Genomic DNA, 19,977 nt, shown 5'->3' on the forward strand with positions numbered 1-19,977 from the left:
GGTGTCCACAGCTTTGCGGCACTTCTCCACAGGACGGCGGCACTCGTCCACACCCCCTGTGGATAACCGCCTTGGCTGAACGGCTCCCGGCGCCTTAGCGTGGGCCCTCCGCCCGACACTCCAGCCCGCCCCGGCGTCCGATTTGTCGGAGCCGTGGCGTACAAAGAGGAGCGGCTCAGCTCCACCCAGCCACCGGCAAGGCCCGCTCCATCTCGCACCACTCGCTGAACGGGGAACACGCGTGACCGGCCCCCAGTACGACGACCACGACGCCCCGCCGCCGGAGGAGGACTGGCCGACCGCGGAGGACCCCTTCCCGGCCGGTGCCTTCGACGACGCGCCGTTCCCGGACGGCCCCGGCGACCGGCTCCCGGTCTCCCGCGCCCGCGGCGGCCAGGGCGGCGGTCAGGGGGGCGGCCAGGGCGGCCGCGACGGCGGCTTCCAGAAGGGCGGCTTCCAGGGCGGCAAGGGCGGCAAGGGCGGCTCCCAGCGCGACGGCGGCCGCGAGGGCGGCTGGCAGCGCCGCGACGACGACGGGGGCCAGGGCGGCGGGGACGGCTTCGAGCGGGTCCCCCCGCAGGACCTCGCGGCCGAGCAGTCCGTCCTCGGCGGCATGCTGCTCTCCAAGGACGCCATCGCCGACGTGGTCGAGGTCCTCAAGCCGGCCGACTACTACCGGCCCGCGCACGAGCTGGTGCACGGCGCCATCCTCGACCTCTACGCCCGCGGCGAGCCGGCCGACCCGATCACCGTGGCCGGCGAGCTCACCAAGCGCGGCGAGCTGCAGCGCGTCGGCGGGGCGTCCTACCTGCACACCCTGGTCAACTCCGTCCCGACGGCCGCCAACGCCGAGTACTACGCCCAGATCGTCCACGAGCGCGCGGTGCTGCGCCGGCTGGTCGAGGCCGGCACCCGGATCGCCGGCATGGGCTACGCGGCCGAGGGCGACGTCGACGAGATCGTCAACGCCGCCCAGGCGGAGATCTACGCCGTCACCGAGCAGCGCACCAACGAGGACTACGCGCCGCTCGCCGACATCATGGAGGGCGCGCTCGACGAGATCGAGTCGATCGGCTCCCGCAACGGCCAGATGTCCGGCGTCCCGACCGGCTTCGCCGACTTCGACGCGCTCACCAACGGCCTGCACCCCGGCCAGATGATCGTCATCGCCGCCCGTCCCGCGATGGGAAAGTCGACCCTGGCGCTGGACTTCGCGCGGGCCTGCTCGATCCACCACAAGCTGCCGAGCGTGATCTTCTCGCTCGAAATGGGCCGCAACGAGATCGCCATGCGCCTGCTGTCGGCCGAGGCCCGGGTGGCGCTGCACCACATGCGCTCCGGCAGCATGACCGACGACGACTGGACGCGGGTCGCCCGCCGGATGCCGGACGTCAGCGAGGCACCGCTGTTCATCGACGACTCGCCGAACCTGTCGATGATGGAGATCCGGGCCAAGTGCCGCCGGCTCAAGCAGCGCAACGACATCAAGCTGGTCGTCATCGACTACCTCCAGCTGATGCAGTCCGGCGGCTCCCGCCGGGCCGAGAACCGCCAGCAGGAGGTCTCCGACATGTCGCGAAACCTGAAGCTGCTGGCCAAGGAGCTGGAGGTGCCGGTGATTGCGCTCTCCCAGCTGAACCGTGGCCCCGAGCAGCGCACCGACAAGCGCCCGATGGTCTCCGACCTGCGCGAGTCCGGTTCGATCGAGCAGGACGCCGACATGGTCATCCTGCTGCACCGCGAGGACGCCTACGAGAAGGAGTCCCCCCGGGCGGGCGAGGCCGACCTGATCGTCGCCAAGCACCGAAACGGCCCCACTGCCACCATCACGGTGGCCTTCCAGGGCCACTACTCCCGCTTCGTCGACATGACCCGGGACTAGGGTCCGTCCGCTCCCCGTCCGCTCCCGGTCCGCGGCCCGGGGGCCGGGGCCGGCCGGAGGACAGCCGGGGACAGGGGTGTGGCGCGATGGACTACTGTCCCTGCCGTGAAGACGATACGACAGCTGTCCGCCCGCCGGGCCGGGGGAAGCGCGAAGGCCCAGGCCGGCGGGGCAGCCGCCAGGCTGGGCTGGCTCGACGCGCTCCGCGGCGTGGCCGCCCTCGTGGTCGCCCTGCACCACTTCGACGTCCTGAAGCTGCTGCCGGACCGGCTGGCCGCCTTCATCTGGTGGCACGGGGACCTGGGCCTGTACGGCGTCATGCTGTTCTTCCTGGTCAGCGGCTACATCATCCCGGCCTCGCTGGAGCGCCGGGGGGACGTGCGGGCGTTCTGGCTCGGCCGGTTCTTCCGCCTCTGGCCGCCGGTGATCGTCGGCATCGTGGTGGCGCTGGCCATCATCCCGAAGGGTGACGGTTCCGTCGCACTCTTCGCGACCGGCCACAACTACGTGGCGGTGGCCGCCAACGCGACCATGCTGCAGGACTTCATGGGCGTCTGGAACGGCCTGGGCGTCATGTGGACGCTGAGCTACGAGATGGCCTTCTACTACATGGTCACCGCGCTCTTCGCGATCGGTCAGCACCGCCGCAGCGGCCCGATCGCGGTGGCCTTCGCCGCCGTGGCGCTGATCTTCGGCACCTCCATCGCGTCCCACACGATGACCGTCGACGCCGCCTCGACCCACAACCTGGTCTGGGGCGTGGTGCTGATCGTGCTCTTCGCCTTCGCGTGCGTGCTGAGCGGCCGGGCGAACCTGACCCGGATCGGGGCGATCACGCTCGGCGTGCTGGCCTTCGTGCTGATGTACAACAACAGCCGGGCGCCGATGTTCGAGACCCTGATGATCTTCGCGACGATGTTCGCCGGCACCGTGATCTACCGGGCCGAGCGGGGCCAGATCGACCGCATGCAGGCCGTGCTCTGCTGCGGCTTCGTGATCGCCGCGGGCGTGGCGATCGGCTTCTTCTTCAACCACAGCGGCATGGAGAACAACACCTGGACGGCCGGTCCGCGCGCCTGGGTCGGCTCCTACCTCGGCGCCTGGATCAGCTTCGGGATCGGCTTCGCGCTGCGCAAGCGCCGCTTCCCGAAGCCGCTGACCTGGCTCGGCGGGATCAGCTTCTCGCTCTACCTGCTGCACGTCCCGGTGCTGCACACCCTCCACCACCTGCTGGACGTGCCCAAGGTGCCCCCGACGACCGGTGGCAAGCTCATCTGGACCGCCGAGTACCTCGCCGTGATCATGCTGGTGAGCTGGGTGATGTACAAGCTGGTCGAGCTGCCCGTGCAGAAGCTCGGCCGCAGGGCGAGCAAGGCGGTCGAACGCCGTTGGCCCTCCGGCGACCCGCTGACGGCCCCCGTGGCGGCCGCGGCCGCCACGGGCGCGGTGGCCCGCCCCGAGGAGCCGGTGCCGGCCGAGGTCGGCGCCGGGGGCCCGGGGCAACGGGTCGGCTGACCGTCCGGACGGACGCGCGAAGGGCTCCCCTCCCGCTCGGGAGGGGAGCCCTTCGGCGTGCGGCGCCGGACGCCGTCAGACGGTGACGGTGGCGCGGAAGAGCGTCGTGCCGGTGCCGGCGAGTCGGGTCGGGGCGCCGGTGGCCGGGAGGAAGGCCGACTGGCCGCGAGCCAGGTCCAGGGTGGTGCCGTCGGCCGAGGTGAGCCGGGCGGTGCCGGCCGTGCAGAGCAGGATCTGCGGGGTGCGGCCGTCGATCTCGCGCTCCCGGCCGTCCAGGGTGAAGCGGGAGAGCCGGAACTCGTCGATCGGGACGGGGTACAGCTCCTCGCCCGGGGTGCCCTCGACCGGGGCGGGGTGCAGGACGTCGGGCGCGCCGGCCTCGAAGACCACGACCTTCAGCAGCTCCGGCAGGTCGACGTGCTTGGGGGTGAGGCCGGCCCGCAGCACGTTGTCGGAGTTGGCCTGCAGCTCGACGCAGACGCCGGACAGGTAGGCGTGCGGCACGCCGGCGCCCAGGTAGAGGGCCTCCCCGGCCCGCAGCCGGACGTGGTTGAGCAGCAGCGCCGCGATGAGGCCGCGGTCGGCGGGGAAGTCCTTGGCGATCCGGGCGTACGGAGCGTAGACGCCGTCCGGGTCGAGGCCGTCGCGCTCCGCCAGCACCTCGGCGGTCTCCCGGACGGTCCGCTCGGCCGTCGGGCCGTCCATGGTGAGGATGGCGGCCAGGGTGGTGCGCAGCGCCTCGGTCTCGTCCTCGGCGGCCAGCAGGCCGATCAGCGGGTCGAGTCCGGGCACCGCGAGCCCGGCCAGCACCCGGGCCGCCTCGGCCGGCCGGCGGAAGCCGCAGAGGCCCTCGAACTCGCCCAGCGCGCAGACCATTTCGGGCTTGTGGTTGGCGTCGCGGTAACTCCGCTCGGGGGCGTCCAGCGGGATGCCGAGGGCGTTCTCGGCGGCGAAGCCGGCGCGGGCCTGGTCGAGCGTGGGGTGGGCCTGGATGGACAGCGCGGTGCCCGCGGCGAGGACCTTGAACAGGAATGGCAGGGTCGGGCCGAACCGGGCGACGGCCGCGGCGCCGAGCTCGCCCTCCGGATCGGCCGCGATCAGCTCGTCCAGCCGGCGGGGCCCGTCGCCCCGGTCGGCGCGGGACGGGTCGCCGGGGTGGGCGCCCATCCACAGCTCGGCCTGCGGTTCGCCGGTCGGCTCCTGCCCGAGCAACTCGGGCAGGGCGGTCGGGGAGCCCCAGGCGTACGGGCGGACGGTGTTGACGAGCCTGTCCATGCGCGCGGTCCTACTCCTTCGCTGGGTGGCGGGTGTGCCGGATCACCGGGGGCGGGCCCGGCGATGCGGGGGTCCGGGCACAGGCAGGGCATCGACCCTAGCGGACCGGTGTCGCCGACGGGGAAACGGTGGGCGACCGTGGGGAGTGCCGCGGCCGGACCGGCGGTTCCCGGGCGCGGTAGTAGGATGCCAGGACGCAGTAGTCTCCGCCCCGCAGCAGTCTCCACCGTGGTCATCCCGCAGGCGGGCTGCCGGTGGAGCCGCGTTCCAGAGTGCGGGCGACGGTGTTCTGACACTCCCCGTCATCGGCCGAGAGGTTTGTACGTGACCGTGAACCAGCAGAGTTTTGCTGATCTCGGCAGGGTCCTGGTGATCATTCCGACCTACAACGAGGCGGAGAACGTCGAGCGGATCGTCGGCCGGGTCCGGGCCGCGGTGCCCGAGGCCCACGTGCTGGTCGCTGACGACAACAGCCCGGACGGCACCGGCGAGCTGGCCGACAAGCTGGCCGCCGAGGACCCGCACGTGCACGTGATGCACCGCAAGGGCAAGGAGGGCCTGGGCGCCGCCTACCTCGCGGGCTTCCGCTGGGGCATCGACCACCGCTACGACGTCCTGGTGGAGATGGACGCGGACGGCTCCCACCAGCCAGAGGAGCTCGACCGGCTGCTGGCCGCGCTGCGCGGCGCCGATCTGGTCCTGGGCTCGCGCTGGGTGCCCGGCGGCCGGGTGGTGAACTGGCCGAAGTCGCGGCTGCTGCTCTCCCGCGGCGGCTCGACCTACTCGCGGCTGATGCTGGGCGTGCCGATCCGGGACGTCACCGGCGGCTACCGGGCGTTCCGCAAGGAGACCCTGCTGGGCCTGGGCATGGACGAGGTGGCCTCGGCCGGGTACTGCTTCCAGGTCGACCTGGCCTGGCGCACGGTGAAGGCCGGCTTCAAGGTGGCCGAGGTGCCGATCACCTTCGTCGAGCGCGAACTCGGTGCGTCCAAGATGAGCCGCAGCATCGTGGTCGAGGCGCTGTGGCGGGTGACCTCCTGGGGTCTCTCCGACCGGCTGGCCCGGCTGCGCGGCGGCGCCGGGCGCTGACCCGGCCCCGCCCCCACGTTCACGCCCGGGGCCCGTCCGTCTTCCCGACGGACGGGCCCCGGGCGTTTTCGCGCACGTACGGCCCTGGCGGGAACCGGACACGCCTCAGCAGCCGCCCGGGTGCAGGGCGCTCTCGGGCAGGTGGCGGTCGGCCCAGAGGGCGAGCTCGGTGAGCGCGGGCTTCAGCGCGACGCCGGCCTCGGTGAGCCGGTAGCTGACCCGCAGCGGCGGTCCGGCGTCGACCTCGCGCAGGACCAGCCCGGCCTCGGCGAGTTCGGTGAGCCGGTCGGAGAGCATCCGTTCGCTGATGCCGGGGATGGTGCGCCGCAGCTCGGAGAAGTAGGCCGGCCCGTGGCTGAGCACGGCGACCACGATGCCCGTCCAGCGCTTGCCGAGCAGTCCGAAGACCCTGGTCAGGGCGGGGGAGGCGGCCGCGCAGTGTCCCGTGGGCACTCCGGGAGGGGCCTGGAGCCGGTCGGTCGCTAGCTCGTGCTCGGACATGCCACCAGCGTACCGGACCCTTCGCTAGTGACTGCAGAAAAGTAAGCTGCTACGGTAGTTGCAGCTGCAGGGGAAAGAGCAGCTGCTAATTCTATGGAGGCCCCACCATGCCCACGCTCCTGCACATCGACTCCTCGGCCGTCGTCGACGGATCCGTCTCCCGCGAGGTCACCGCCGCCTTCCGGGCCGCCTGGGAGGCCGAGCACCCCGAGGGCACCGTCGTCTACCGCGACCTCGCCGTCGAGGACATCCCTCACCTGGACGCGCACGGCATCGTCGCCGGCTTCGTCCCGGCCGAGGGCCGCAGCGCCGAGCAGGCCGCCGCCTTCGCCCTGCGCGAGCAGCTGATGACCGAACTGGAGCAGGCCGACGCCGTGCTCATCGGCAGCCCGATGTACAACTTCACGATCCCGTCCAGCCTCAAGGCCTGGCTGGACCAGGTGATCCTGGTCGGCCGCACCGCCGGCGAGAACCCCTCCGCCAAGGGCACCCCGGTGACCGTCGTCGCCGCCCGCGGCGGCTCCTACGCGCCCGGCGCCCCGCGCGAGCCGTACGAGTTCGTCACCACCTACCTGGAGAAGGTGCTGACCGGCATGCTCGGGCTGGAGGTCGACTTCATCGTCCCCGAGTTCACCCTCGCGCCGAGCGTCCCCGCACTCGCCGACTTCATCCCGCAGGCCGCCGAGTCCAAGGCCCGGGCTTTGGAGGAGGCCGCCCGCCGGGCCAAGGGGCTGGCCGCCTGAGCCCGGGCCGCCCCGGGTGACCGGTGCCGGAAGGCGCGTCCCGACGGGCGCGCCTTCCGCGCAATCGGGTGCCCGTGCTCCCATGCTGTAGGGCGCAGGAAACCCGACCGCAGAACAGAGGGAGCAGCCAGTGACGTCGTCCCCGCCCGAGGAGGGCCCCGGCGCGGACCGCACGGACGCCGGAGCCGCCGGCGGCCCGGACGGCCAGCGGCCCACCCCGCCGCTGGAGGTCGCCGTCTTCACCGGCCCCGAGACGGCCTTCTTCGCCACCTCCACGCTGATCCTCGGCGAGCACACCGCGATCCTGGTCGACGCCCAGCTCACCCGCAGCGCCGGTCGCGAACTCGCCGAATGGGTCGCCGGCAAGGGCCGCCGGCTGCTCGCGATCGTCGTCACCCACCAGCACCCCGACCACTACTTCGGCGCCGAGGAGGTGCTGAAGCTCTTCCCCGACGCCCGGCTGCTCGCGGCGCCCGCCGTGGTGGACGGCATCCGGCGCACCGCGGCCGCCAAGGTCGCCCAGTGGAAGCCGGTCTACGGCGACGACATCCCGGACCGCCCGCTGATCCCCGCCCCGCTGCTGCCCCAGCCGCTGATGCTCGACCGCCAGGTCATCCCGGTGCTGCTGCTCGGCCAGGCCGACTGCGGCGACTCGACCGTCGTCCACGTGCCGAGCATCCGGACCGTCATCGCCGGGGACTTCGTCTACAACGGCACCCACGTCTGGACCTCCGACACCACCCCCGCCCAGCGGACCACCTGGGGCCACAACCTCGGCCGGATCGCGGACCTCGGTGCCGACCGGGTCATCGCCGGCCACCGCGCCCCCGACCGGGGCGACGACGCCGCCCGGGTGCTCGCCTTCACCGGCGAGTACCTGCAGGACTTCGACCGGCTGCTGGCCGAGCACCCGGACGACCCGGAGGCGCTGGTCACCGCGATGAACGCCCGGTACGGGGAGCTGACCCTGCCGGCCATCCTGGAGCTGGGCGCCGCCGCCAACACCGCGCGCACGTCTGCGGAGGCGGAGGAGGGGCCGTCGGGGGAGGAGCCCGGGGAGGATCCGGGCGAGGACCGGGCCCGGTAGGAGCCGGCCCCGGGGGCGGATACTGGCCGCATGACGCCGTACGACGTGATCGTCCCGGCGGGCGGCGCCGCCCGGCGCCTCGGCGGCGCCGACAAGCCCGGCCTGACCGTGGGCGGGACCACCCTGCTCGACCGGGTCCTCGCCGCCTGCACGGGGGCCCGCACCACCGTCGTGGTCGGCCCCGCCCGGCCGACCGCCCGCGACGGCGTCCGCTGGACCAGGGAACGGCCGCCCGGGGGCGGCCCGGTCTCCGCCGTCGCCGCCGGGCTCGACCTGGTCACCGCGCCGACCGTCCTGCTGCTCGCCGCCGACCTGCCCTTCCTCGACCGGCGGACCGTCGACCGGCTGGTCGCCGCCCTCGACCGGGCCGGACCGGACGTCGACGCCGCCGTGCTGGTCGACGCCGGCGGCCGCGACCAGCCGCTCGCCGCCGCCTACCGCACCGGCCCGCTGCGCGCCGCGCTCGCCGGGCTCGGCGCCCCGGACGGCCTCCCGCTGCGCCGCCTCACCGGCGGCCTCGCCCGGCTGAGGGTGGCCGACACCGACGGCGTCGCCCACGACTGCGACACCTGGGAGGACCTGGCACAGGCCCGCGAGCGCGACCGCTCGTAGCCCCCGCCGACCCCTGCCGGCCCCCTGCAGCCCCCCTTCCGGGCCGTTCCGGGGCCGCTCCTCACGGCCGGTGCGCCCGGGCGTGCGGGAAACGAAGCGCGTCGCACACGGGGTGAGCACCTCGGGGTAACCGCCGATCAGGCAGCATGGGCGCATGGAGCGCACGCTGGAGGACTGGATCGCCGAGGTCAGGGCCGACCTGGGCATCGACCTGGACGTCGACGTCCGGGGACTGCTCGACCTGACCAGGGTGGTCGCACACGGGGTGGCCCGCCCGGCCGCGCCGCTGACCGCCTTCCTGATCGGCTACGCGGCCGCCCAGCAGGGCGGTGGGCCGGAGGCCGTGGCCGAGGCCGCCCGCCGGACGGCCGTGCTCGCCGAGCGCTGGAGCGCCGCCGCCGGGCCGGGCGAGTCGTGACCACCGCGGAACGGACCCCCACCATGGCCGCCCCGTCCACCGGCCCCGCGGCGTCGAGCTGGCCCCGGGCCCGCGAGACCGCCCGCCGGGCCGGGCTCCGCCCGCTGCCGGCGGTCGCACTGCCGCTCGCCGAGACGCTCGGCCGTACGCTCGCCGAGCCGCTCACCGCGCTCACCGACCTGCCCGCCTTCGACACCTCCGCGATGGACGGCTGGGCGGTCGCCGGGCCCGGCCCCTGGCGGGTCGCCGGGCGGGTGCTGGCCGGCCGGGTCGAGGTCGCCCCGCTCGCCGACGGCGCCGCCGTCGAGATCGCCACCGGCGCCCAGCTGCCGCCGGGCGCCACCGCGGTGCTGCGCCGCGAGCACGGCCGCACGGACGGCACCCTGCTGCGCGACCACGGCCCCCAGCCGCTCACCACCGGCCAGGACGTCCGGCCGCGCGGCCAGGAGTGCCGGCGCGGCGAGACCCTGCTGCCCGGCGGCACCCCGGTCGGGCCGTCCGTGCTCGGCCTGGCCGCCGCCTGCGGCCACGACCGGCTCGCCGTCCGTCGCCGCCCGGTGGTCGAACTGCTCGTCCTCGGTGACGAGTTGCTTTCCACGGGGGTGCCCGGTCCGGGCCTGGTGCGGGACGCCCTCGGGCCGCTGCTGCCGCCCTGGCTGCAGGCGGCCGGCGCCGAGGTGGCCGACGTCCGAGCCGTCCGCGACGACTACGGGATGCTCCGGGACGCGCTGCGGCACTCCACCGCCGACGTCGTGGTCACGACCGGTGGGACGGCGGCCGGCCCGGTCGACTTCCTGCACCGCGCCCTCGCCGAGGCCGGGGCCCGACTGCTGGTGGACGGCGTCGCCGTCCGCCCCGGCCACCCGATGCTGCTGGCCGAACTGCCCCAGTCCGGCCCGTCCCGGTCCGAGCCGGCCGGTACCCGCCACCTGGTGGGGCTGCCCGGCAACCCGCTGGCCGCCGTCGCCGGGACGGTCACCCTCGCCCTGCCGCTGCTGCACGCCCGCAGCGGGCGGGCGCTCGGTGCACCCGTCCTCGCCCCGGCCGCCGTCGTCCTGCCCGGGCACTCGGTGGACACCCGGCTGCTCCCCGTCCGGCACACCGCGGCCGGCGTCGTCCCGCTGGCCTTCGACGGGCCCGCGATGCTGCGCGGCCTCGCCCGGGCCGACGCGCTGGCCGTCGTCCCGCCCGGCGGTGCGGCGGCCGGCGACCCCGTCGAACTGCTGGAGGGGCCGTGAGCGGACAGGTCGGGGTCAGCGGATGAAGGGGCGGCGCAGGGAGCCGACGCCGGGCACCGAGCCCTGGGCGGACGCCGGGATCGTGCTGCCCGCCCGGCGGGCCGCCCCGGCCGTCCGCCAGGTCGGCTCCCGGCTGCTGGTGGCGTTCGCCGTACTGGTCGCCACCACGCTGATCGTCTACGTCGACCGCGGCGGCTACAACGACAACGCGGGCGGCGGCGTCAGCTTCCTCGACGCGGCCTACTACGCCACCGTGACGCTCTCCACCACCGGGTACGGCGACATCACCCCGTTCAGTGACGGCGCCCGGCTCACCAACATCTTCGTGATCACCCCGCTGCGCGTGCTGTTCCTGATCATCCTGGTCGGTACCACGCTGGAGGTGCTCACCGAACGCACCCGCCAGCAGTGGCGGTTGAACCGCTGGAGGTCCACCGTGCGCGAGCACACCGTCGTCATCGGCTACGGCACCAAGGGCCGCAGCGCCGTCGGCACCCTGCTCGGACAGGGGGTGAAGAAGGAGGAGATCGTCGTCGTCGACCCGCAGCGCAAGGTGATCGACCAGGCCGCCCAGCACGGGCTGGTCGGCGTGGTCGGCGACGCCACCCGCACCGACACGCTGCTGCGCGCCGCACTGCCCGCCGCCGCCCGGGTGGTGATCGCGCCCGAGCGGGACGACACCGCCGTCCTGGTCACCCTGACGGCGCGCCAGCTGAACAAGGCCGCCACCGTGGTCGCGGCCGTCCGGGAGGACGAGAACGCCCCGCTGCTGCGGCAGAGCGGAGCGGACGTCGTGGTGACCAGCTCCAGCTCGGCCGGCCGGCTGCTCGGCATGTCGATGCTCAGCCCGCACGCCGGCGAGGTGATGGAGGACCTTCTGACCTACGGCAACGGCCTGGACGTGGTCGAGCGCCCCGTCACCCGGGCCGAGGCCGGGCACGGTCCGCGCGAGTGCGAGGACCTGGTGGTCGCGGTGGTCCGCGGCCGCCGGGTGCTCAACTACACCGAGCCCGAGGCGGCCGTGCTCCAGCTCACCGACCGGGTGATCGTCATCCGGCCGGCCGGCTGACCGGCCCCGCCGCACCGGCGGGTGAGCGGCGTGCCGGGCCCGGGGGCCCGTCCGCCGGAAGCGCCCTGACGCGCAGTAGGTTCGGGGCATGCATGCGATGACGATTCCCGTACCCGGCGGCCCCGAGGCACTGGTGTGGGCCGAGGTGCCCGACCCGGTGCCCGGCGAGGGCGAGGTCCTGGTCGAGGTGGCGGCCACCGCCGTCAACCGTGCCGATCTGCTCCAGCGGCAGGGCCACTACAACCCGCCGCCCGGCGCCTCGCCCTACCCCGGGCTGGAGTGCGCCGGGCGGATCGTCGCGCTGGGCCCGGGGGTGTCCGGCTGGGCGGTCGGCGACGAGGTGTGCGCGCTGCTGTCCGGCGGCGGCTACGCGCAGCTGGTCGCGGTGCCGAGCGGGCAGCTGCTGCCGCTGCCCGCGGGCCTGGGCTTCGAGGAGGCCGCGGCGCTGCCCGAGGTCGCCTGCACGGTGTGGTCCAACGTGTTCCTCGCCGCCCACCTGCGGCCCGGCGAGACGGTGCTGCTGCACGGCGGCGCGAGCGGCATCGGGACCATGGCGATCCAGCTGGCCAAGGCGGTCGGGGCCCGGGTCGCGGTCACCGCGGGCAGCGCCGCGAAGCTGGCCCGCTGCGCCGAGCTCGGCGCCGACGTCCTGATCGACTACCGCGAGCAGGACTTCGTCCGGGCGCTCGCAGAGGCCACCGACGGGGCCGGGGCCGACGTGATCCTCGACATCATGGGCGCCAGGTACCTGCAGCGGAACGTGGACGCGCTGGCGGTCAACGGGCGGCTGGTGATCATCGGGCTGCAGGGCGGGGTGAAGGGCGAACTCGACCTCAACGCGCTGCTGCGCAAGCGCGCCGCGGTGATCGCCACCAACCTGCGCGGGCGCCCGCTGGCGGAGAAGGCGGCGATCGTGGCGGCGGTGCGCGAGCACGTGTGGCCGCTGGTCGAGTCCGGGCTGGTGAAGCCGGTGGTCGACCGGGTGCTGCCGCTGGGCGAGGCCGGTGCGGGGCACCGGGTGCTGGAGGCGGGGGAGCAGGTCGGGAAGGTCGTGCTGAAGGCCTGAACCGGGCCCCGGCCGGGGGGATGCGTGTCCGAAATGCCTTGATTGTCGGAATGTGTGAGGCTGGTCCGGAGCTGTCCCGCCGCCGACCCCGCCCCGCGCGGTCGGCCGTCGGAAGGACCTCCGACCGTGGCCGCACCAACGCACCCCCTCGGGCCGCTGCCCACCGCGCCGCACCACCGTCGTACCCGCAGTGCGGACCCGGGCCGGGCCCGCCGGCTGATCGCGGCGGCCGTGCTGGGGCTCACGCTCCCGCTGGCCGCCGCCTCCGTGGCGGCCGCCGCGCCGTCCCCCGCGTCCGTCCCGGCGACCACACCGTCCTCGTCCTCGCCCGCGGGGGAGGACGAGGCGGAGCCGACCGGTGCCGCCGAGCCCGCCGAGCAGGCGGAGGCCACCGGCCCGGCCGCGCCGACCGCCGGGCCGGTCCGCTCCGGCTCGCCCTCGGCCGTGCCGAGCGCCCCGGCCACCGGCACGGCCCCGGGCACCGCCGCGACCCAGGAGGCCACGGCGCCACCCGCCCCGAGCACCGCCGCCCCGACCGGCACCCGCCCGACGGCCGCGGCCCCGGCGCTGCCCGCCGCCGCACCCGTCCCGGCCGCCGCTCCGCCGCAGCACGCGGTCGCCCGGCCGCGCCCCGACGACGAGCCGCGGGCGCACCGCCACCGCCCCGCCTCGGCGCCCGAACGCGCCGACCGTGCCGACGCCGCCCCGGGCCAGGTGCCCGGGCAGGCCCCCGCGCAGGCGCCGGACCAGGCTCCCGGTCAGGCCGCCGAACAGCCGGCCGAGCAGGCCCCCGGGCAGGCGCCGGACCAGGCCCCGGACCAGGCCCCGGCCGGCGGCACGGACCGCGCCGAGGCCGACCCGGGCACCCCGGACCAGGCGGGTCCGGCCGACGACGCCGCCCCGCAGACCGTCACCACCGCGAGCGGCCAGAGCGTCGCCGCCCCCGCCGTCCTGCCCGCCCGCTGGCGGGACGCCTCCACGGTGCAACTGCCGCTGGGCGCCGGCCTGGGCCTGATCGGCTGCGGGCTGGCGCTGATCGGCGTGCGGCTGCGGAAGGGCTGAGACCGCGCCGACCGCCGGGGGCGGGGGAGGTTCGGTGAGGGGTCCGTGTCGACGGCCGGCCGCCCGCGGACGGACCGGGCGGGCCGGGAGGGCCGCGGGGCCGCGCGGGCTGCGGTCCGGCCGGGGCCGGAACTGAGTACCCGTACGGATTCCGGCGCGGCGCCCGGGGGCGTACCGTCGTCAGCGGTGGCTCGGGTCGGCGGGCGCACGGGGGCTTCCGCCCGACCAACCCCAGTGAGAGAGAATGTTGTTCATGACGAATCCGATGAACGAGCGCTCGTCGCAGCAGCCCTTCCAGGCGGCCGGCGGGCAGTCGCACGACGGCCAGAAGGTGCTGATCGTCGGACCGGACGGGCTGCCGGTGGGCCAGGGGTTCGCCGGGCCGGCGGGGGACGACGACGAGGGGGAGCTCCCGCGCGAGCTCCCGGTGACCGAGATGGTCGAGCAGCCCGCCAAGGTCATGCGGATCGGCAGCATGATCAAGCAGCTGCTCGAGGAGGTCCGGGCGGCGCCCCTCGACGAGGCCAGCCGGGCCCGGCTGAAGGACATCCACGCCAGCTCGATCAAGGAGCTGGAGCTCGGCCTGGCCCCCGAGCTGGTGGCCGAGCTGGAGCGGCTGTCGCTGCCGTTCACCGAGGACAGCATCCCGACCGAGGCCGAGCTGCGGATCGCCCAGGCGCAGCTGGTCGGCTGGCTGGAGGGGCTGTTCCACGGCATCCAGACCGCGCTGTTCGCCCAGCAGATGGCGGCGCGGGCCCAGCTGGAGCAGATGCGCCGGGCCCTCCCGCCCGGCCTGCACGGCGGCGACGCGGACGAGGACGAGCCGGGCCAGGGCCGCGGCATCCGTTCCGGCCCGTACCTGTAGGACACCCGTAGGACACGCCGGAACCGGACGTACCACGACGATCCGCCCCGGGCCGAGGCACCGCCGGACGGTGCCGGCGGCCCGGGTCCAGGACCGGCCCTGGACCGATCACCGTCGGCGGGAGCCGATACCCTGGCCCCTGCCGCAGGCCGGTCGGACCGCCGCGGCAGGGGTTCGCCGGGCCAGCGGGCCGGGCCACCACGCACGGACGAGACCGAACGTCACGGTCGCGGCGCCACGGCCGCGCCGAGGGGGAGCAGAGGACCATGAGCGAGCACGGGAACGCGGCGGTCGAGGGCTTCTCCCTGGGCAACGGCCGCTACGTCCTCCAGCGGCTGCTGGGCGAGGGCGGCATGGCGTCCGTGCACCTCGCCTACGACAGCGTGCTGGACCGGCAGGTCGCGCTGAAGAGCATGCACAGCGAGCTCGGCCGGGACGACTCGTTCAAGGAGCGGTTCCGCCGCGAGGCCCAGGCGGTGGCCCGGCTGGAGCACCCGAACATCGTCACCGTGTACGACAGCGGCGAGGACGTCGCGCCCGACGGCTCCAGCACGCCGTACATCGTCATGCAGCTGATCGACGGCAAGGGCCTGCGCGAGGCGATCAACGAGGCGGTCGCCCAGTACGGCGCGATGCCGACCGAGGAGGCCCTGCGGGTCATCGTCGGCGTGCTGAACGCGCTGGAGGCCTCGCACGACATGTCGCTCGTGCACCGCGACATCAAGCCCGGCAACGTCATGTTCGACCGCAAGGGCAACGTCAAGGTCATGGACTTCGGCATCGCCCGGGCGCTGGAATCGGGCGTCACGTCGATGACGCAGACCGGCATGGTGGTCGGCACCCCGCAGTACCTGTCGCCCGAGCAGGCCCTCGGCAAGCCGGTGGACGCCCGCTCCGACCTCTACTCGGTCGGCGTGATGCTCTTCGAGATGCTCACCGGCCAGCTGGTCTTCGACGGCGACTCGGCGTTCTCGATCGCCTACAAGCACGTCCAGGAGGAGCCGCCCGCGCCGTCCACCCTCAACCGGTCGGTCACGCCGGCGGTGGACGCCTTCGTCGCCCAGGCGCTGCGCAAGGACCCGGCCCACCGGTTCCAGAGCGCGGCGGCGATGCGCGACGAGGCGGAGCGGCTGATCGCGGCCGCCAAGGGCGGCGGCAGCGGGCACCCGCTCCAGGCCAGCACCCCGCTGGTGATCAACGAGGGCCCGCGCTCGGTGCACGCCGCGCCGCAGGCCCCGCAGACGCCCCACCCGCAGTACCTGCAGGGCCAGCAGCCGCAGTACCAGACGCCGCCGCCGGCCTTCCAGCAGCCGCACCCGCAGGCGCCGCAGACCCCGCACCCCTTCCCGCAGCAGCCGCAGTACCAGACCCCGCCGCCGGCCTTCCAGCAGCCGCGCCCGCAGGCCCACACCCCGCACCCGCAGTACCTCCGGCAGGGCGGGCCGCAGCCGGCGCACACCCCGCCCCCGCAGCCGATGCCGCCGTACCAGCAGCCGAAGGCGCCCAGCGGCGGCGGCTGCTCGACCGCCGTCGTGGTGGTCGGGATCATCATCGGCGTGCTCGTGCTGGCCGGCATCATCATCGCGATCGTGGTCAACAAGGCCCAGGACAAGCAGAAGGCCAAGACCGGCCACACCACCGGGGCGCGTCCCGCGGCGGTGCTGGTGGTGGACTCCCCGGCCGACCGGAATGGCCTGCTCTGACGCTTTGCGGCCGGTTCGGGCGTGCTACGGGCCCGCTCGGGAAGCGGTAGCGTTCGGGGAATACGTAAGCGACAGGGCACCGCGATCCGAGCGAACGCCCGGGGCGAGGAGCGATGGCACAGACGCAGCATCCGGACGACGACGAGGGTGCCTACCCGCCGGTCATCGGGGCGCCCGGTGCCCAGACCCCCGGGCGCGGCACCGCCGCCCCGCTGGGTACGGTCGGTGACGGCCGCTACCGGCTGACCCACCGGCTCGGCCGCGGCGGCATGGCCGAGGTGTTCGCCGCCGAGGACGTCCGGCTGGGCCGGACCGTGGCGGTCAAGCTGCTCCGCGGCGAGCTGGCCCAGGACGACATCGCCCGGCTGCGCTTCACCCGCGAGGCACACGCCGTCGCCGCGCTCAACCACCACTCGATCGTCGCGGTCTACGACACCGGCGAGGAGTACGTCGGGGACGAGTCCACGCCGTACATCGTGATGGAGCTGGTCGAGGGCCGGACGGTCCGCGAGCTGCTGATGGACGAGCAGGAGCCGCCCGTCGACCAGGCGCTCATCATCATCGCCGGGGTGCTGGAGGCGCTCGCCTACAGCCACCGGCACGGCATCGTCCACCGCGACATCAAGCCCGCCAACGTCATCATCACGACCGCGGGCGCGGTCAAGGTGATGGACTTCGGCATCGCCCGGGCGCTGACCGGCACCGCCAGCACGATGACCCAGACCGGCATGGTCATGGGCACCCCGCAGTACCTGTCGCCGGAGCAGGCCCTCGGCAAGCCGGTCGACCACCGGTCCGACCTGTACGCGGCCGGCTGCATGCTCTACGAACTGCTGACGCTGCGCCCGCCGTTCACCGGCGACACCCCGCTGTCGGTGGTCTACCAGCACGTCCAGGACATGCCGGTGCCGCCCTCGCACGCCAACGGCCGGGTGCCGGCCGGGCTCGACCAGCTGGTGCTGCGCTCGCTGGCCAAGAACCCGGACGACCGCTTCCAGGACGCCGACGAGTTCCGCGCGCACGTCCAGCACGCGCTGCGCGAGATGCACGGCGCGGCCGGGGCCGGCTGGGCCGGCGCGGCGGCCGGGCTGGCCGCCGCCGGGCAGGGCAACACCGGTGCCACCCAGGTGATCCGGCCGGACCAGACCGCGGCCACCGCGGCCTTCGGCGCGGTCGGCCCGGGGGACCAGACCTCGGTGATGCATCGGGCGCCGGGCGGACCGCACACCCCGTCCGGGCCCTACCAGGGGGCCGGCGGCCCGTACGGCGGCGGTCACGGCGACGGCGGTGACGAGGACGACCACCCCCGTCGGCGCGGTCCGTGGGCCTGGGTGGCCGGGATCGCGGCCGTCCTGGTCGCCTCCGGGGTCGGCATCTCGATCGCGCTCAGCGGCAGTGGCGGGGGCGACGTGAAGACGCCGCCCTCGCAGACCTCGCCCGCCCCGATGACCAGCACCACCGAGCCCGGCACGCCGACCCAGAGCGGCGTCCAGACCCCGCCGGCCACCAACACCGGCACCCGGCGCCCGCAGCAGCCGACCGACAACGGCAACTACAGCGGTGGCAACAACGGCGGCAACAACATGTCGCCGGCGCCGACTTCGGGCCGGCACTCGCCGACCACGACGCCGAGCACGACCCCGTCGCACACGGCGACCGGCACCCCGACCGGGACGGGCACGCCCACCACGGCGCCCACCGCGTCGAGCACGGGCGGCGGTGGCAGCTCGCCGACCTCGCAGCCGGTGCCGACGCAGCCGTCGAAGCCGCCCGTCACGCCGCCCGCGCCGTCGGGCACGGCCGGCGCGGTGGGCGGCAACTGACGGCGTTCAGTTCGCGAAGGCGTCCAGCACCTGCTCGTACTCCTGGCACCACCACGCCAGCTGGCCCGCCGAGGCGGGGTAGAGCGGGTCGGCCCGGTGGTCGGCCCGCTGGTACCGCCACTGCAGCATCCAGAAGTCGTTCAGCCGCTCCCACCAGACCCGGTGGGCGGCGGCGGCGAGGTGCTCCGCGGTGGCGGCCCCGGTGGCCCGGTAGGCCTGCGAGTAGTGGCGGACCCGGACCAGGTCGAGGGCGCCGGACGCCCGGTCGTTGAAGAGCAGGCTGGCGGCGCGGACGGCCTCCTCGGCGCGCGGCTGCGGGCCGAGCTTGTCCCAGTCCAGGACGGCCGCGACGGGGCCGCCGTCCGGGAGGGCCCCGCCGTACAGCAGGTTGAGCCCGTGGAAGTCGCCGTGCGTCCAGCCGGTGGGCGGGGCGGCCAGGGGGCCGGGGCGGCGGTGGGCGTGCTCGGCGAGCAGTTCCAGCCGTTCGGAGAGCCGCCGCTCGACCAGCGCGTCCAGATCGCCGTGCGGGCGGTGGTCACGGGCGAGGCGCCGCAGTTCGCGGGCGAGGTCGGCGCTGTCGACGGCGTCCGCGCTGCGGTAGCCGGCGGGCGGTTCGAGGGGGGCGCACACGTCGTCGAGCGCGCCGTGCAGCCGGCCGAGCAGCGCGCCGAGGGCGTCGCACTGCGGCAGGGAGAGGTCGGTACCGTGCCGGTGTCGGCCATCCACCCACGGGAACAGCGCGAACAGCCGGCCGTCGTGGCCCGCCACCGTGCCGGTCCGTCCGGTGCAGCTCAGCGGGGGTGCCACGGGCAGTCCGAGGGCCTGTAGCCCCGCCATCGCGCGGTGGTGGGCGACGATCCTCGGCCGGTTGGCGGTGGCGGCGTCGACGTAGCACTTCAGGAAGTACGTGCCGGCCTCGGTGGTGACCCGGTAGCCGCGGTTCAGCAGGCCCTCGGCGACCGGCTCCGCGGTCAGCGGCAGGCCCACCGGGTAGCGGCTCAGGACCTCGGTGAGCACGGCGCGCGGGACGGGTGGACTGAGCGTCCCCATCGGCGGAGCGGAGAGGTCGGGGCGGGCCGGTGGACAGGCGAGGGTCTGGCTGAAAGTCACAGCCAGAGGGTATGGCCCCCTGGCGGGGGCCCTTGACAAACCGTCAGGTCTGTGCAAACGCCCCGATCAGTGCTGCTGGTCCGCCTGGTGCCGCGCCACGAAGGCCGCCGCCTGGGTACGCCGCTCCATGCCCATCTTGGCGAGCAGACTGGAGACGTAGTTCTTCACCGTCTTCTCGGCCAGGTGCAACTCGTTGCCGATCTGACGGTTGGTCATCCCCTCGCCGATCAGATCGAGGATCCGGCGCTCCTGCTTGGTCAGCTGGGCCAGCCGTTCGTCCTCCTTCTCGCCGCCGTCCCGCAGCCGGGCCAGCACCCTGCTGGTGGCGACCGGGTCGAGCAGCGACCGGCCGGCCGCGACGTCCCGGACGGCGGTGATCAGGTCGGTGCCGCGGATCGCCTTCAGGACGTAGCCGGAGGCGCCCGCCATGATCGAGTCGAAGAGCGCCTCGTCGTCGGAGAACGAGGTCAGCATCAGGCACTTGATCTCCGGCAGCCGGGACCGGACCTCGCGGCAGACCTCGACGCCGTTGCCGTCCGGCAGCCGGACGTCGAGCACGGCCACGTCCGGGTGGACCGCGGGGATCCGGGTGATCGCCTCGGCGGCGGTGCCGGCCTCGCCGACCACCTCGATGTCGTCCTCGACCGAGAGCAGATCGTGCACGCCCCGCCGGACGACCTCGTGATCGTCGAGAAGGAATACCCTGATTTGTCCGTTATCGCTCACGCCCAAAGCCTCCCATATCACCGTAGGAAAGACCTATCGTCTTTACCCGCACACTGACGCGATCCGGCCAGAGCGGTCCAAAACCGATACCGAGAACCCCCTTACGCAGGAGCTCCCGCCCGGATAACGTGCGCTGGTGTCCTGAAGGCGCCCGAATTGAGAGCTGCGTCACGCCGTCCGTCACCCCCACCCT

Annotated in this window: 17 protein-coding genes and 1 pseudogene; 14 read left to right on the forward strand and 4 right to left on the reverse strand. The window is 74.6% G+C overall.

Annotation, left to right across the window (positions count from 1 at the left end; all coding sequences use genetic code 11):
* Window positions 1-241: 241 nt before the first annotated feature.
* Both dnaB and ACIRS1_RS08135 read left to right on the forward strand, forming a co-directional pair.
* The gene (gene dnaB, locus ACIRS1_RS08130) at window positions 242-1,882 is read left to right on the forward strand and encodes a replicative DNA helicase (RefSeq protein ID WP_402837830.1); all 1,641 of its coding nucleotides are present in this window, start codon (window positions 242-244) and stop codon (window positions 1,880-1,882) included.
* A gap of 105 nt (window positions 1,883-1,987) precedes the next feature.
* Window positions 1,988-3,397, forward strand: coding sequence for an acyltransferase family protein (locus ACIRS1_RS08135; RefSeq protein ID WP_402837832.1), 1,410 nt, complete (start codon window positions 1,988-1,990; stop codon window positions 3,395-3,397).
* Window positions 3,398-3,472: 75 nt separating this feature from the next.
* Here ACIRS1_RS08135 and manA read toward each other — a convergent pair whose 3' ends face one another.
* Entirely contained in the window at window positions 3,473-4,672 is a 1,200-nt protein-coding gene (gene manA, locus ACIRS1_RS08140) for a mannose-6-phosphate isomerase, class I (RefSeq protein ID WP_402837834.1), read from the reverse strand.
* Window positions 4,673-4,996: 324 nt separating this feature from the next.
* On the opposite strand from manA, the gene ACIRS1_RS08145 reads away from it, so the two are divergent.
* Window positions 4,997-5,761 (forward strand): polyprenol monophosphomannose synthase, encoded by a 765-nt coding sequence (locus ACIRS1_RS08145; protein ID WP_402837836.1) that lies wholly within the window; start codon window positions 4,997-4,999, stop codon window positions 5,759-5,761.
* Between the two features lie 105 nt (window positions 5,762-5,866).
* Here the strand turns inward: ACIRS1_RS08145 and ACIRS1_RS08150 are convergent, their stop codons facing one another.
* On the reverse strand, window positions 5,867-6,262 hold the full coding sequence (locus ACIRS1_RS08150) for a winged helix-turn-helix transcriptional regulator (protein WP_402837838.1): 396 nt from the start codon (window positions 6,260-6,262) through the stop codon (window positions 5,867-5,869).
* Between the two features lie 107 nt (window positions 6,263-6,369).
* Here ACIRS1_RS08150 and ACIRS1_RS08155 point away from each other — a divergent pair, with 107 nt between their 5' ends.
* The 11 genes and pseudogenes from ACIRS1_RS08155 (at window position 6,370) to ACIRS1_RS08205 (ending at window position 17,948) form a co-directional block, all read left to right on the forward strand.
* Window positions 6,370-7,005: an FMN-dependent NADH-azoreductase gene (locus tag ACIRS1_RS08155; RefSeq protein WP_402837840.1), complete on the forward strand. Its 636-nt coding sequence runs from the start codon at window positions 6,370-6,372 to the stop codon at window positions 7,003-7,005.
* 130 nt (window positions 7,006-7,135) lie between these two features.
* Window positions 7,136-8,092, forward strand: coding sequence for an MBL fold metallo-hydrolase (locus ACIRS1_RS08160; protein ID WP_402837842.1), 957 nt, complete (start codon window positions 7,136-7,138; stop codon window positions 8,090-8,092).
* Between the two features lie 30 nt (window positions 8,093-8,122).
* Window positions 8,123-8,704, forward strand: coding sequence for a molybdenum cofactor guanylyltransferase (locus ACIRS1_RS08165; RefSeq protein ID WP_396316979.1), 582 nt, complete (start codon window positions 8,123-8,125; stop codon window positions 8,702-8,704).
* A 160-nt stretch (window positions 8,705-8,864) separates the two neighbouring features.
* A pseudogene (locus tag ACIRS1_RS08170) lies at window positions 8,865-9,122 on the forward strand (DUF6457 domain-containing protein); the annotation flags it as partial.
* 23 nt (window positions 9,123-9,145) lie between these two features.
* Window positions 9,146-10,360, forward strand: a complete 1,215-nt coding sequence (locus ACIRS1_RS08175; RefSeq protein ID WP_402837844.1) for a molybdopterin molybdotransferase MoeA — start codon at window positions 9,146-9,148, stop codon at window positions 10,358-10,360.
* A 22-nt stretch (window positions 10,361-10,382) separates the two neighbouring features.
* A complete protein-coding gene (locus tag ACIRS1_RS08180) occupies window positions 10,383-11,429 on the forward strand; it encodes a potassium channel family protein (RefSeq protein ID WP_402837846.1) in 1,047 nt (348 codons plus the stop codon).
* 88 nt (window positions 11,430-11,517) lie between these two features.
* Window positions 11,518-12,495, forward strand: a complete 978-nt coding sequence (locus tag ACIRS1_RS08185) for an NAD(P)H-quinone oxidoreductase (RefSeq protein ID WP_402837848.1) — start codon at window positions 11,518-11,520, stop codon at window positions 12,493-12,495.
* Between the two features lie 126 nt (window positions 12,496-12,621).
* A complete protein-coding gene (locus ACIRS1_RS08190) occupies window positions 12,622-13,557 on the forward strand; it encodes a hypothetical protein (protein ID WP_402837850.1) in 936 nt (311 codons plus the stop codon).
* A 253-nt stretch (window positions 13,558-13,810) separates the two neighbouring features.
* Window positions 13,811-14,422 (forward strand): bacterial proteasome activator family protein, encoded by a 612-nt coding sequence (locus ACIRS1_RS08195; RefSeq protein WP_360205944.1) that lies wholly within the window; start codon window positions 13,811-13,813, stop codon window positions 14,420-14,422.
* 266 nt (window positions 14,423-14,688) lie between these two features.
* Window positions 14,689-16,125 carry a protein kinase domain-containing protein gene (locus ACIRS1_RS08200; RefSeq protein WP_360205942.1) on the forward strand — a complete coding sequence of 479 codons (1,437 nt, stop codon included), beginning with the start codon at window positions 14,689-14,691 and terminating at the stop codon, window positions 16,123-16,125.
* 113 nt (window positions 16,126-16,238) lie between these two features.
* Entirely contained in the window at window positions 16,239-17,948 is a 1,710-nt protein-coding gene (locus ACIRS1_RS08205; RefSeq protein ID WP_402837853.1) for a protein kinase, read from the forward strand.
* A 6-nt stretch (window positions 17,949-17,954) separates the two neighbouring features.
* Here the strand turns inward: ACIRS1_RS08205 and ACIRS1_RS08210 are convergent, their stop codons facing one another.
* Window positions 17,955-18,998, reverse strand: a complete 1,044-nt coding sequence (locus ACIRS1_RS08210) for a phosphotransferase enzyme family protein (RefSeq protein WP_402838199.1) — start codon at window positions 18,996-18,998, stop codon at window positions 17,955-17,957.
* A 126-nt stretch (window positions 18,999-19,124) separates the two neighbouring features.
* Entirely contained in the window at window positions 19,125-19,784 is a 660-nt protein-coding gene (locus tag ACIRS1_RS08215; protein ID WP_360205934.1) for a response regulator transcription factor, read from the reverse strand.
* Window positions 19,785-19,977: the final 193 nt, after the last annotated feature.

The sequence above is a fragment of the Kitasatospora sp. NPDC101176 genome (assembly GCF_044768035.1).
In the GTDB taxonomy this organism is placed as follows: Bacteria; Actinomycetota; Actinomycetes; order Streptomycetales; family Streptomycetaceae; genus Kitasatospora.